We start from the raw sequence: 12568 nt of genomic DNA on the forward strand, positions 1-12568 counted from the left end.
GGGGTGGGTTGCTGGAAATAATAGCTATAAATGGTTAAAAAGATAAAGGAGAGCGCAACGGCTAGAATGAGTTTTAAATTATTGTCTTTCACTATGGACCTTGAGGATGTAGTAAGGGGAGGGGGTTTTGGGGTTTAAGGGCACTAAGAAATACGCCAAGGTAACTTCTTTGGGGGCGCAAAACATGGGTTGGATATGTTTAGAGCCAACAGGGTAGGCAATCCCGCCTGAAGTGTAGGGGTGGCAGGATAAAATGCGTTTGGCAATTTTATAGAGGGCTTTAGGGAGACTCTCACAATGGATGAGCCAAAGGGCATAAGCCGAACAAGTAGGGTAGTAGCGGCAACAAGCAGGCTTGAAAGCCGAAAAATACCTATAGAGACGCAGGAGTCTTTTAAGAAGTGGGGCTAAAAGAGCCATGTTTTCTCTTAACCTTTAGGGGTTTTGCCAAACAAGCCAGTATCTGTTCTTTTAATTCCTGATAGCTCAAGGTATCAATACCCGCTTTAGCTACAAATACAATGGCTTGTTTTTCTATGAGCGCATGCCTTAAGATCGCCCGCACGCGCCGTTTGATCAAATTACGGCAAACCGCATTCCCAACTTTTTTAGAAACACTCAAACCCAGCAGGGAGGCAGAGGGGTGGTTAAAAAAAACACCATGCTGGCCCAAGCGCAAGCAATGCATCACAAAGAGCGGGTGGTGTTTTTTAACACCCTTTTTATAGACATAGCTAAATTGTCGGGTTGTTTTTAACGATTGCACTCAACAATCAAACGGCGAGTTGTTTGCGGCCCTTTGCTCTCCTAGCATTGATCACCTTGCGCCCATTCTTGGTTTTCATGCGCACTAAGAAACCATGTGTGCGCTTGCGGGGGGTGTTGTGGGGTTGGTAGGTGCGCTTCATTTTAATCCTTTAAAAAACCAAAAAATATCGTGGCATTCTAGCCTAACTTCTCTAAAAACTATCTAAAATCACGGGTTTTTGTTCTTATCCTCGACTAAAATGTAAAGCTGGTTTAAGTGGTTGGTTTGCAACAAATCCACTACCTTAACAAAACTATCCAAATTGCTATCTTTATCGCCTTGTAAAATAATGGGCGTGTCTTTGGCATAGCCCCTTACAGTGCGCTTGAGCGTCTCAAAACTCACTTTTTGTTTGTTGAGGTAAAACTCGCCCTTATGCGAAATGGCGATATTGACTTGCTTTTTATTCAGCACATCTTGAGCATTGTCCGAACTTTTATCTACTCTGGGGATATTGATGGGCAACTTGGAGGTCTGCACAAAAGAGGCGGTGGTGAGCACAATTACCAAGAGCACAAGCATAATGTCGATAAAGGGAACGACATTCATGGAGTCTATTTTTTTCATCAATCTATATCCAAGCGGTTATAGGAGTTTTCCTCTGTAGCGGGGTTGTGGTAGATGTCCCACTTGGTCATGATGACCTCACTTTTACGCACCAGCATGTTATAAATCACCACAGAGGGGATTGCCACAATCAAGCCCATACCCGTAGCTTTGAGCGCAAGAGCCAGACCGACCATGATTGCCTTAGTATCCACCGCACCCGTATTGCCCAAATCAATAAAAGTGAGCATGATCCCCGTAACGGTCCCTAACAACCCGATGTAGGGCGCATTCGAGCCAATGGTCGCCACCAAAGTTAAACGGCGGTGCAAATCAAGTTCTAATTTGCGTTTGTCCATGTAATCATCCACCCGCATGGTGGCATAAAACCACACCCGCTCAATGCCAATGGCGATCACAATCACTGAGAGGAATGCCAAAAATCCTAAAATCCCATATTCCACCATTTCTTTCATCAAAGTCCAAGAACCCATCATATCTTTCATCAAGAACCTTTAGCGTGATTTTTAAAGGCCATTTTAGCATCTATTTCCAACGCCTTTTTCTTCATGTCCTCCCTTTTGTCATAAAGCTTTTTCCCTTTAACCAAAGCAATTTGGAGTTTGACACGGTTTTTTTGGTTAAAATACAATTTCAACGCCACAATGCTCAAGCGTTGTTGCCCCACTTGGTTAAACCACTTGCGTAATTGCTTTTTGTGCAAGAGCAACTTTCTAGAACGCCTCTCATCAGGTCTGTAGTAGGTGTTTGTATTTGCCAAGTGCGCCACATGCATGCCAAATAAAAAAGCCTCACCGCGCACGATCCTAACAAAATTATCCTTTAAATTCACCCTACCCATTCTAATCGCCTTGACCTCAGAACCTGCCAGCACAATCCCCGCCTCTAGACTTTCTAAAATCTCATAATCAAAGTAGGCCTTTTTATTGCGCGCGACCTCTTTCATGCACTCCCCTTAAGCGTAAAAAAGCTACCCCCACTCCCGCTAAAAAACCAATGTGGGGGTAATTGCTTGTCCAGTTGCGCTAGCTTGGGATAAGCTTTTAATGCGGGGGTGAGCAGATCATTTAAGGCACTACGACCATATTTTTTTAGCAGTTGGTCGCTAGGCAAATGCATACCCCCAAAGGGGCTGGTCTTTTCAAAGAGGGCATAAACCCTAGCGGTTTGGCAAGCCATGGGGGGGGTTAAAATCTCCCACTCTAGTGGGGGTTCTTCAAAGGGGCTGACCCATTCGCCCCGACCATAGACATGCGCACTTGGATAACCCGAAATAAAAAAATTCACATCGCTCCCCACCTGTGCCCCGATTGCATAGCATTCAGGCAAGCTCAAATCTAGGTTTAAATGCCTATTGAGCTGGGCTAAGAGCACGCCCGCATCCGCACTCCCCCCGCCTAAGCCCGCTTGGGTGGGGATGTGCTTTTCGACCTCTACATGGAGGGTATCTAGGAGTTTTAAAAGGCTGGGGGGGGTTTGTTTAGCCTGCAAGTGGCACTTTAAGACTTGGAGCATTTGATAAATGGTGTTCTCTTGCAAAGCACAACCAAAATTACCCTTAAGGGCAAATGCCGATCCGGCTTGGATAGATACAAAATCCTTAAAGGTATTTTTCACCAGCACAAGCCTAGAAATCAAGGTGTGATAACCCCCATGTAGCCCTAAGATTTTTAAAAAGACATTGATCTTAGGATAGACCTCAAAACTAAAGGGGATCACTTCAATTTACCCAGTTGGATGGATTGCCCCATACCCACCAACACCTCATCGCTCACCGCTTGGGAAGCCTTTTGATTCTCAGAGGCAACTGCTTCTTTAAGCTCAGAGCGCAAGATTAAGGTATGGGCTGGGGCTTGGAAACCTAATTTGACATTGCCCTTGTCAATGGAAACCACCTTGATATAAATATCCTCCCCAATCACCACCCCCTCGCCTAGCTTTCTGGCCAAAATTAACACGGCATCTTGCCTTATTCTGCGCTAATTTGCACGCTCTCCATCACATCGCCCTGTTTGAGAGAATCGAGCACCTTGAGGCTTTGTTCATCTTCAATCTGCCCAAATACTGTGTGTTCCCCATCCAAATGGGGTTGGGGTGCAAAACACAAGAAAAACTGACTCCCCCCGGTATCGCGCCCCGCATGCGCCATGGACAAAGCCCCTCTCTTGTGTTTGTGGGGGTTATTTTGCACCTCGCATTTAATGCGGTGTCCCGGACCACCTGTCCCACTCCCATAAGGGCAACCTCCTTGGGCGACAAAGCCGGCGATCACGCGGTGGAAACTTAGACCATTGTAAAAGCCCTCATTAGCCAAAGTGGCAAAATTGCTCACCGCTTGGGGCGCGTCTTTACCAAATAGGCGGATTTTGATTGCCCCCTTATTGGTGTGGATTGTGGCGTAATTGTAAGTGGCTAAGACTTGGGGTTCTAGATTGTAAGTTTTGAGTGTCTCCATGAAATCCTCTTAAAGTTAAAAGATTCGGACATTTTACCGATTTCAACTTAATTTATCAGCATGGGGCGTGTATGCGGGCATTGGCGGTTGTCTTGGGGTTGTTGGCACTGGGGGCATTGCAGGCTGATGGGATCAACACCTCCTTAATCCACCCAGCTAAAAAAGTCAAAACCCCCCAAAAAACCGCCCCCAAAAACAACCAACAAAAATCTCCCAAATCTGCTCCTACTGAGCGTTGGATTTATAGCAGTGCATTTTTAACCGCCTATTTTAGCGATGGGCATTACAAACAAGGCTATGGGCTCTTGTTGCCAAATGGGAATTACTTGAGTGCCTCTAGCTTGGTCTTTGATCAAGGTATGTATGCCCAAACCATCATGGCTAGAATGCAGGATGATAGCGCGCCCTTGCTCATCTGCGTTGCCCGCCTACGCCTTAAAGCCATCGATCGCAACCGCGGACTCTCCCTCTTGGGCACGCATGTTTTCACCAATGATAATTGCCAAGTGCGCCCCGAGAGTTACTACCATGCCCGCATTTACAAAAAATACGCCCAAAACCTCCTAGCCCATAGCCAGACACCCAGCACAAAAACCCTCTACTACCCCCAAGTAGGCTCTAAAAACGCCTTTGAAGTCCAAAACTTACATAACCCTTCTAGTTTGCAAGATACCCCCCTTGGCCGCCCCCTTTTTGATGCGCATGGAGTCTTCATGGGCATGCTTGGTGGTGGGCAAAATCAAATTAAAGTCATTAAAAGAGGGGTGATCATCGACTTTTTGCGCGCCATGCAAAAACGCAAATTGCTTTAATTCCATTTTACTTTAATTTTTTAGTTATAATTGCGTCTTATGGCGCACATGGTGGTCTGCTTTGGGCTATTTGGCGTAACGGCTTAGAACTTATCTTTTAGGCTTGTGGGACAAAAGCGTAGCTTTTGAGAGTCGCAGCGGGTGATCCTCCAGAAAGGAGGCACACCATGCGCTTAATGCTAATCTTAGCGGTGTTAGTGGTTTTTGCCCAACCACTACACTAGAATAGTGCAAGCCCGGGGAAACCCGGGCACCGCTAGGATTATTGTGCCATAACTTCTTAAATTTTGCGCTGATTCTCTTCAATTTTCGTTATAATCCTGCCCTATGGCGCACATGGTGGTCTGCTTTGGGTCATTTGGAGAAACGGCTTAAAAGGTAACTTTTAGGTTTGTGGGTCGGGGGGATAGTGGGTGATCCCCTAGAAAGGAGATCACCATGAAATTACTCATAATCCTTGCGGTTATTGTGGTCCTAACCCAACCACTCTACTAGAAATAGTAGGCCGGGACACCACCCCGGCACCGCTAGGATTATTGTGCCATAACTTCTTAAATTTTGCGCTTAGGCAAACCTTCAATGAGCAAGCTTTCAGTTTAAGGCAAGCTTTCAGTTTGCCTCCCACAAACTCTTTAAAAGGGCGATAAACCCCGGTTGTTTGTTTTTCAAAACTCTAAACGAGTCTAGCAGGTGCAAGAATTGATCGCGGCTTAAACCATAGACATCGCGCGCGATGGTGATGTCTAGCTGGGCGCGTTTGGTGTGATAAAGCTTAGAGGTTTTGGGCACATCTAGGGGGGGTTTAAACAGGCGGGCTAGATCGCTAAAATGCCCGTTGGTGTCGTGATAAAGCTGGCATTCTAACGCGCTTTGGGCGATAGCCAAGTAAAGGGGGTTGGTTTTGATCTCTTCAAGGCTAGGCTGGGGGAGGGGGAGTTCATAGAGGTAAATTTTGCTGATATTCATTTGAGAATGCAGGCGCAAGAGAAAATCCACTACCAAAGAGTTAAGCACTCCCAAAGTAAAGAGAGTTTGCAGAGGGTGGGTTTCTACTATGCCCTCTTTAGTGTAAGTGTAGGGCACGCTTAAATACATGCTATGCCCCGCGCTACAGCCCTTAGGGATCAAACTCACAATCAAGCTTCTTTCATCGGTATCCCTAGCAATCCCCCGATACCCCAACCTCAAATATTGATACTCATAGGCAATCGCCCCGCTATACCCCCCCTTTTTAGCGCGGTGCTCTTCTTTGCTTTTAAGTCTCTCTTGGAGTGCCTTTAACTCCACACAAAAGCGGGGCGGGGCAAACTGGGCGTTGAATTGGTGGATATGTTTGCCCTCAAGCAAGGGCAAAAGCGCAGCTTTTGCTAGCGGGGCTGTTTGGGTTTTACTCTGTGTGTCTATGGGGATAAACAAGTCTTTATCCCCTGTCATGTGTAACTCGGATCTAAAATCTAGCCACATTTGGGGTTTGAATAAATCCTTATCCCCGCTCATGTCCAACTCACGCCTAAAATTGAGCCACCCCTCATTAAGCCTTGCAAACCTAGAAGCGCAATGCTCTAAAATCTCTAAATCTAGCGCGCTTCTGACCTCTTTGAGCGCGCATTTAGCAGAGTTTAACAGAGATTGAAGGGGGATTAAAAGGGGCTTTGTGCTTTGGATCTGTTCTAGGTCTTCTAAATAAAAGAGGGCTTTGATGGGGTGATCTTTAGAGCAGATAAAAGCGCGCACGCCTAAAAGGGCGAATTTGTAACAGCGATGTACATCTTTAAAAATCCCTTGACGATTTTCAAAACTATAGAAAAACTCTAGGGTGTGCTTTTCTAGGAGCCTCTTTCTTAAGCCCAAACTCCCCTCTTCAAGCATGAGCGCACTAGGGATCACCACGCACAAGCGCCCCTTAGAGCCAAGCAGGCTTAAATGGCGTTCTATAAAGAATCTAAACAGATTGCCATCGCCTGCCCCCCGGCTGTTAGGGTAATGGGCTTTGTAATAGGCGTTGGTGGTTTGGATGTGGGCTTGTTGTGTGTCAAACTCCCTTTTGATGTAGGGTTTTGCTAGGGCGTTGGTTTTAAACTCTTGCTTTTGGGCAAGGCTAAAGGTGCGGTACGCGCTTCTAAACGCGCTAAAAAACTCGCTTTCATCAAATTTGCTCTTCTCCCAAGGGGGGTTGCCAATGATGGCGTCAAAGCCGCTATGTTTTAAGGCAAAGAGCCCACCACTCCCGCTGGCAATTTCGGGGAACTCTATTTCATAGTTGAAAAATCTAAACTCTTGGGCGTGGGCTTGTATGCACTCTTTGACATCGCTATAGGCGGGGGTGTGTAATTGTTCTAGCCCCACGCCCTCTAGCCCTTTGGCGCGTCTTTGCCAAAACTCTTTGAGGGCGGGGTCTGCTTTGTGGGCGATGAGCTCTTGGGTGTTGTAGAAGTTAAGATAGAGATTGAGCTGGTCTAGGTGGGGCTGGATTTGGGCATAGAGGGCTTTAGAGTGGGCGATCTCCTCTTTGGTGCTGTCTTTGGTGTTGGCAAGCTGGCTAAAGAGGGTTTTTAGGGTTTCAAATTCTTTAAAGAAATTCTCATTAAAGAGTCTCCCGCTTTTGCCCAAAAACTCTTCAAATGCGCTAAGGGAGCAACCCATCAACGCGTTGCCGCACTTGATATGGTGTTCTAAGAAACTCAAGGGCGTGCCAAAGACAAAGCTATCAATCCACAGCGAGAGTTTGGCTAGCTCTATGCTAAAGGGGTTAATATCCACCCCATAGATCATTTTCTTTAAAAGCAGGCGTTTTAAAATGGCGGCTTCATCTGCTTGGTAGCCGGGGATATAGCGTTGGGCTTGTTGCTCAATGAGGGCTTTTTCTTGCTCAAAGGGGGTTTGTAGGGCAGGATAGTTGTGTTCTAAAGCCTTTTGGCTGGCAAGGTTTAGCGCTTCAATGAGAAACGCCCCGCTCCCACAGGCGTTGTCTAAAATCTTAAACTCTAAGATGTTTTCATTGTTTAAATCGGCTAGGGCGTGTTGCACTAAGGTTTTGGTGATGTCCTCATGGGTGTAAAAACTCCCGCTGGATTTTCTAGAATTAGAGGTGTTTTTGAGATAAATCTGTCCTTTGGGGTAGTCTTGGCTGGATGTGATCTTTTCTTGCTTTTCTAAGAGAATTTTATCGTGGTTATCGTAGTAGCCCTCACTTTTTTGCGTTTTACAATAGTGGATTTCTTCTGTAGCGATGGCAAAGAAATAGGACATCAAGCCCTCATAAATGCTCCCTAAATGCACCACGCTTAGAGTGGCATAGCCCCGTTTGCAATCCTCATAGTAGAATAGATGGGTGAGGATTTTTTTTAAAAGGGAGTCGCTAATAATCTTGCCTGCTTTAAAAAGTTGCGTTTTACTAGGCTCAAAGAGTCCGCCATCAAAAAGGGGCATGGCATAATTTTCATTGCCTTCATTGTAGATGCTAAAGAGATGTTCTAATTTGCCCATGCCATAGTAGGTCTGTGGGTCGTCCTCTAGCCATTCTAAGATGTTATGGATACTCAAATGTTTGCCAAACCCGCTATGTTTTTTGAGCAAATCCTCAAACTTGTCTTCAAAGTAGGCGATGAAAAGCAGTCTAAAGAGAAAATAGAGGGTGTTTTGATAGATGTCTTCTAGGGGGGCTTGTGGGTGGCGCGCGTGCAAAGCCACCCCGATGTCCTCAAACAAAGAGAAGGTATAGCCTTCTGTGCCATAGATGAGATTTTTTAAGTCTTCTTCAATGTCTGTTTTCTTTTTATCGTTGGCTTTTAAGGCTGCCCCCATTGTGGTGGTGTGCTCTTTGCGATCCTCTAGGGTTTGGGGCAAAAAGTTAGCGGCGTTGAAAATGTGGTAAAAGTAGAGAAAATGCTCCAAGTCTTGGGTTTGTAAGATCATCTCTAAATCCACTTGAAAAAAGACCTTGTGGTAAGTGGGCTTGTGCGCGTCATAAAAACGCCACACCCTCCCATTGGTCAAAAAGCCATAATTGTGTCTTAAGGCGTTGAGATAGTGCAAAATTTGGTAATGGGGATTGTGCGCGGGGGTTTTTTTACCGCTATCCACCTCTATGCTATACGCCTTGCTCTCACAGATCACGCTGAAAAAGGCGTTGCTGGCGTATCTTTCTGTTTTGTCTAGGGCTTGGTAGGCTTGTTTTAACTCTGGGCTTGCAAAGAGTAAAAAGTCCGGTTTTTCTAATTTGCCTTGAATACTCTTTTCTTCTTGGCGCAAATACGCCCAACCCAAGAGGTCTAGCACTTTGGCGATGAAGTGATCTTCAAACTGGTGTTCATTGCTGGTTTTAAAGTGGGGTAGATTGAGGGCTGTAATTTTCTCTAGGACTTCTTTAGCTTGCTCTTGTGTCTGTGCAAAATTGTAGAGTTTGGGGAGTTCTTGCTCTAGGGTGTAGGGGGTGAAGAGGGTGTTGTGGAAGTAAAACATGGGAGACTCCAAAAGGGGTATTTTAGCAGAAAAATGGGGGTTAAGAGGTTAAGTGGCGCGCTCACATTTATAAAATCCTATTTCCTTAGGGTGGATTTTTAGAGAAGCGTCTTTGGAAAAATCAACATTGTAGATGCACACGCTAGGTTTTATGTATAGCCTTTCGCTATATTTGGTTTTTAGCTTTGGGCAGGGTAGCTTGTTGGCAATCTTTGTTCCACCCCAAGGGTATATCCCTTAATTGCGGGGCAGATGTTAGCACAAGGTCGCTAATGCTAGGCAACTATCCGCTGTTTATGGGCTTTGGGGCGCGGTTGGTAATGGAAGAATGTTCAGCACAACCCCCTTATATGCCTCTATTTTTTAGGAGGGTGTCTAATAGCTATGGTGTTTGCCTTGACATTAAATTCCTCATCAGTACGGGGGTTATGGCTAGAGCACACCGGTACAATCCACCACTTCCCCCCATACCCCTCAATTTTCACATGCGCTCCCCGGTTGGCATCTCTAGAACACCAATATTGGCAACATTTGAGAACTATGTTTTTGCGCGCGTCTTCATCTTTCTTAGGGTAGCGTATTTTTTTGTAATAGGCGATCCAAGATTGATAACCAAAATCGCTCGCCTTAGAATCCCCACTCCCCTTGACATGTTTGGCGATCTCCTCATCAATCGTAATAATCTGTGGGGTGTCTTGATCGGCGCGCTGTGCCCCCACGCCCACCAGCCCCGCCATAAAATCCAAAATACCCATTTTGTCCCTTTGTAAAATTTCACCCTTAACCTATCGCCCACGCACACAAGTTAAGGCGTGGGTGTTGCTCAAGTGCCTTTCCACACCCGCCACTTGTTCGCACCTAAGTATTGTTTGCAATACTCGTCAGGTTCTTCCCAGCGGGGTTCGCACTTCTTGCCACCAGTTAAACACTCCACCACAAACATATGGCAGTTATTGGTGGTTTCGTTGTATTTACCCCTCTCTTTTTCGCCTTGACCCACCTTACTGAGCGCATATTGTGCGGTTTGAGGAGAACCTACGGGTTCTGTGCCTCGACAAGAAACATAGATGCTCATCGCAAGTGCAGCGTTAAAACCAGACTTAAATTCTCCAGCTCTACATTTCTCAACTTTACTATCACTTGTCCAATGGACAATTTCACCATCGCCTACATAGATTCCCGTGTGTTCAGCACCTATTATCAGATAATGCTTTACCACACTACCTATTGCAGGCTCATCCACTTTATCGCCCATATGAGCAGCGACACTTGAAGCCGCATCGCCCGCATATTTTGCTGGTGCCAGTACCGCTCCAACAACACTACGCATTGATTTTAAAAAACTCATGCTTTCCCTCCTTACATTTCATTCCCGCTCACAGCCCCCACTACAGCCCCCCCAGCAGCACTAGCGACTGCTGTTGCTCCCAATGCTTCGCCCGCAAGGATTGCGCCAATACCTATTCCTGTAAGAGGCGCCATTGCCGCTAGAGCGGCAACTCCAAGAGCCGCTCCAACGATTGTCTGCCCAGTACTCATTGCCATCGCTTTTTCCCCCTTAACTTTTCTTTGAACTAGCGACTGCCGTAGCAACCGCGCCTGCTGCAATGGCTACGCCTGCAAGCGGTGCTGCTGTCGTAGCTAAAACGCCCGCCCCAACACCTGTGAAAATCTTAAGCACTGCCATTTTCTCCCCCTAATCCAACAACTTGACCGCTTCTTGATAAAGCATGAAGTTTTTCACCACCCAGTCTTTGAGTTGATCCACCTTTTGGGTGGATACCCCCATCTCTTTGGCATAGGAGTAGATGGTATCTCTCTCATTGTCATGCCAACGGCTATCAGCTAGGGCAACAGAGGTTAGCTCTAGCAAGGTGGCATGTTTGGCGTGGTTGGTGGTAAAAATTTTGCCTAAAGTATTTAAAGGCACTTCTTTTTCAGAGATGCCATATTCGCATTGCTTTTTGATCGTATCCAACGCGCCTAGTTGCAATTCGTGCAACACTCCATCGGCTTCAATGACTTTTCTAGCCAAATACAAGAACACCTGTTGTTGCTCAACACTCAAATCTTGGATAAACATGTTTGCTCCTTTGTTGTTGTTTTAATCACGCTCCCCACTCACCCAAAAATAGACGCCCAAAACCCCTTTTCTTGAGATTTCTTCAAATTTTGTGGCACGGCTCTAGTCCCCTTTTTAACAACCCAAGAGGGGTCGTTGGGTCGTGGGGGGTTGTGACTAGAGCACACCGGCACTATATAGTACTTGTTGCCGATACGATCCACTTTGATATGTGCGCCTATGCTAGCACTTTGATTACATTCAATATTGCAACAAATGGGATTGGAATCGCCTGAATAGATTTTGTAAAATTCAATCCATGTTTTAGCTTGGGGGTTAGGTATATAGTCGCTAGTCCCGCCAAGGTGCTTGACTTTCTCTTCTCCAAGCGTTTCATAGATCAACTCTTGCTCAGTCATGTAGCACTCCTTTTCTGTAAGACTAAAAAGGCAACCGCATTTTAGCGAGAGAGAGAGAGAGTCAAGGGGTAGAATATTTAAAAAAGGGGTGGTGTGCTCATTTGTCTAAAGGCGATCTTTTTGCGCTACGCTATGAGCATTTAGCAGAGGTGTATATGAAAAATATCTTAGTAACTGGGGCGACATCTGGGTTTGGCAGAGCGATCGCGCTGGCATTTATCAAGGCAAATTATTTTGTGGTGGGATTGGGCAGACGCAAAGAGCGTTTAGCAGAACTAGAAAAGGCGTATCCTACGCAGTTTAAGCCCCTTTGCTTGGACATACAAAACAAGCAAGAGCTAGAAGCGGGGATTCAAAATACCTTGCAAGAAAAACCCATTCATTTATTAGTGAATAATGCGGGCTTGGCTTTAGGGTTAGACAAGGCATTTTGTGCGCATTTAGATGATTGGGAGACCATGATAGAGACTAATATCAAGGGCTTGGTGCATATCACGCGCCTAGTTTTGCCCTCCATGGTAGAGCGCAATGAGGGGCATATCATTAATATGGGCTCGATTGCGGGGACTTATCCCTATCCGGGCGGGAATATTTACGGCGCAACTAAGGCGTTCGTCAAGCAATTTTGCCTGAATTTGCGCGCGGATTTAGCCGATACAAAAATCCGTGTGAGCAATGTGGAACCCGGATTGTGCGGGGGGACTGAGTTTAGCCATGTGCGCTTTAAAGGCGATGTGCAAAGAGCAGAGGAGTTATACGCCCATGTGCCCTATGTGAGCCCTGAAGATATTGCTAATGTGGTGCTGTGGATATTTGAGCAACCCGCGCATGTCAATATCAACCGCATCGAGGTGATGCCCGTAGCCCAAACCTTTTCTTCTCTGTATGTCTCTAGGACGCTAGAGGATTAAGCCCCTCCTAAGCTTTAAAATCCTATAATTGCGTTTTGCCAAAGTTAAAGCGGTTTAAAAATCCGAAGGTTTA

The 12568-nt window shown here is 46.0% G+C and carries 17 protein-coding genes; 2 read left to right on the plus strand and 15 right to left on the minus strand.

From position 1 onward, the window contains the following. Positions 1-78: 78 nt before the first annotated feature. From yidD to FNE76_RS07490, 9 genes are all read right to left on the minus strand, one after another. Complete coding sequence (yidD, locus tag FNE76_RS07450; RefSeq protein WP_120948742.1) at positions 79-420, minus strand: membrane protein insertion efficiency factor YidD; 342 nt, start codon at positions 418-420, stop codon at positions 79-81. Then, a complete protein-coding gene (gene rnpA / locus FNE76_RS07455; RefSeq protein ID WP_120948743.1) occupies positions 395-766 on the minus strand; it encodes a ribonuclease P protein component in 372 nt (123 codons plus the stop codon). Before rnpA ends, yidD begins: the two co-directional genes overlap by 26 nt. A 7-nt stretch (positions 767-773) precedes the next feature. Then, positions 774-908 (minus strand): 50S ribosomal protein L34, encoded by a 135-nt coding sequence (gene rpmH, locus FNE76_RS07460; protein WP_013890351.1) that lies wholly within the window; start codon positions 906-908, stop codon positions 774-776. Positions 909-976: 68 nt separating this feature from the next. Next, on the minus strand, positions 977-1375 hold the full coding sequence (locus FNE76_RS07465; protein ID WP_143928467.1) for an ExbD/TolR family protein: 399 nt from the start codon (positions 1373-1375) through the stop codon (positions 977-979). After that, positions 1375-1830, minus strand: a complete 456-nt coding sequence (exbB, locus tag FNE76_RS07470) for a TonB-system energizer ExbB (RefSeq protein WP_120948754.1) — start codon at positions 1828-1830, stop codon at positions 1375-1377. The genes FNE76_RS07465 and exbB overlap by 1 nt, the downstream gene beginning before the upstream one ends. Positions 1831-1859: 29 nt before the next feature. Continuing rightward, positions 1860-2321, minus strand: a complete 462-nt coding sequence (gene smpB / locus FNE76_RS07475; protein ID WP_143928468.1) for an SsrA-binding protein — start codon at positions 2319-2321, stop codon at positions 1860-1862. Continuing rightward, on the minus strand, positions 2318-3091 hold the full coding sequence (locus FNE76_RS07480; RefSeq protein ID WP_162983110.1) for a 4-(cytidine 5'-diphospho)-2-C-methyl-D-erythritol kinase: 774 nt from the start codon (positions 3089-3091) through the stop codon (positions 2318-2320). The genes smpB and FNE76_RS07480 overlap by 4 nt, the downstream gene beginning before the upstream one ends. After that, the gene (locus FNE76_RS07485) at positions 3091-3333 is read right to left on the minus strand and encodes a carbon storage regulator (RefSeq protein WP_104759116.1); all 243 of its coding nucleotides are present in this window, start codon (positions 3331-3333) and stop codon (positions 3091-3093) included. The genes FNE76_RS07480 and FNE76_RS07485 overlap by 1 nt, the downstream gene beginning before the upstream one ends. 11 nt (positions 3334-3344) lie before the next feature. Then, positions 3345-3830, minus strand: a complete 486-nt coding sequence (locus tag FNE76_RS07490; RefSeq protein ID WP_120948747.1) for a peptidylprolyl isomerase — start codon at positions 3828-3830, stop codon at positions 3345-3347. A 71-nt stretch (positions 3831-3901) separates the two neighbouring features. Here FNE76_RS07490 and FNE76_RS07495 point away from each other — a divergent pair, with 71 nt between their 5' ends. Then, positions 3902-4642 (plus strand): hypothetical protein, encoded by a 741-nt coding sequence (locus FNE76_RS07495; RefSeq protein ID WP_120948748.1) that lies wholly within the window; start codon positions 3902-3904, stop codon positions 4640-4642. A 609-nt stretch (positions 4643-5251) separates the two neighbouring features. On the opposite strand, the gene FNE76_RS07500 is transcribed toward FNE76_RS07495, so the two are convergent. The 6 genes from FNE76_RS07500 to FNE76_RS07525 all read right to left on the minus strand — a co-directional run bounded on the left by FNE76_RS07500 (position 5252) and on the right by FNE76_RS07525 (position 11584). Next, on the minus strand, positions 5252-9103 hold the full coding sequence (locus tag FNE76_RS07500) for an Eco57I restriction-modification methylase domain-containing protein (protein WP_143928469.1): 3852 nt from the start codon (positions 9101-9103) through the stop codon (positions 5252-5254). A 356-nt stretch (positions 9104-9459) separates the two neighbouring features. Next, on the minus strand, positions 9460-9858 hold the full coding sequence (locus FNE76_RS07505) for a hypothetical protein (RefSeq protein WP_120948750.1): 399 nt from the start codon (positions 9856-9858) through the stop codon (positions 9460-9462). 68 nt (positions 9859-9926) lie between these two features. Further along, positions 9927-10451: a C40 family peptidase gene (locus tag FNE76_RS07510; protein ID WP_120948751.1), complete on the minus strand. Its 525-nt coding sequence runs from the start codon at positions 10449-10451 to the stop codon at positions 9927-9929. An 11-nt stretch (positions 10452-10462) separates the two neighbouring features. Continuing rightward, positions 10463-10648, minus strand: coding sequence for a hypothetical protein (locus FNE76_RS07515; RefSeq protein WP_120948752.1), 186 nt, complete (start codon positions 10646-10648; stop codon positions 10463-10465). 151 nt (positions 10649-10799) lie between these two features. Then, a complete protein-coding gene (locus tag FNE76_RS07520; RefSeq protein WP_143928470.1) occupies positions 10800-11186 on the minus strand; it encodes a molecular chaperone DnaJ in 387 nt (128 codons plus the stop codon). Positions 11187-11224: 38 nt separating this feature from the next. Next, on the minus strand, positions 11225-11584 hold the full coding sequence (locus FNE76_RS07525) for a hypothetical protein (RefSeq protein ID WP_143928471.1): 360 nt from the start codon (positions 11582-11584) through the stop codon (positions 11225-11227). Positions 11585-11739: 155 nt separating this feature from the next. On the opposite strand from FNE76_RS07525, the gene FNE76_RS07530 reads away from it, so the two are divergent. After that, positions 11740-12495 (plus strand): SDR family NAD(P)-dependent oxidoreductase, encoded by a 756-nt coding sequence (locus tag FNE76_RS07530; protein WP_120955871.1) that lies wholly within the window; start codon positions 11740-11742, stop codon positions 12493-12495. Positions 12496-12568 lie beyond the last annotated feature (73 nt).

It is taken from the genome of Helicobacter mehlei, assembly GCF_007280785.1.
GTDB lineage: Bacteria > Campylobacterota > Campylobacteria > Campylobacterales > Helicobacteraceae > Helicobacter > Helicobacter mehlei.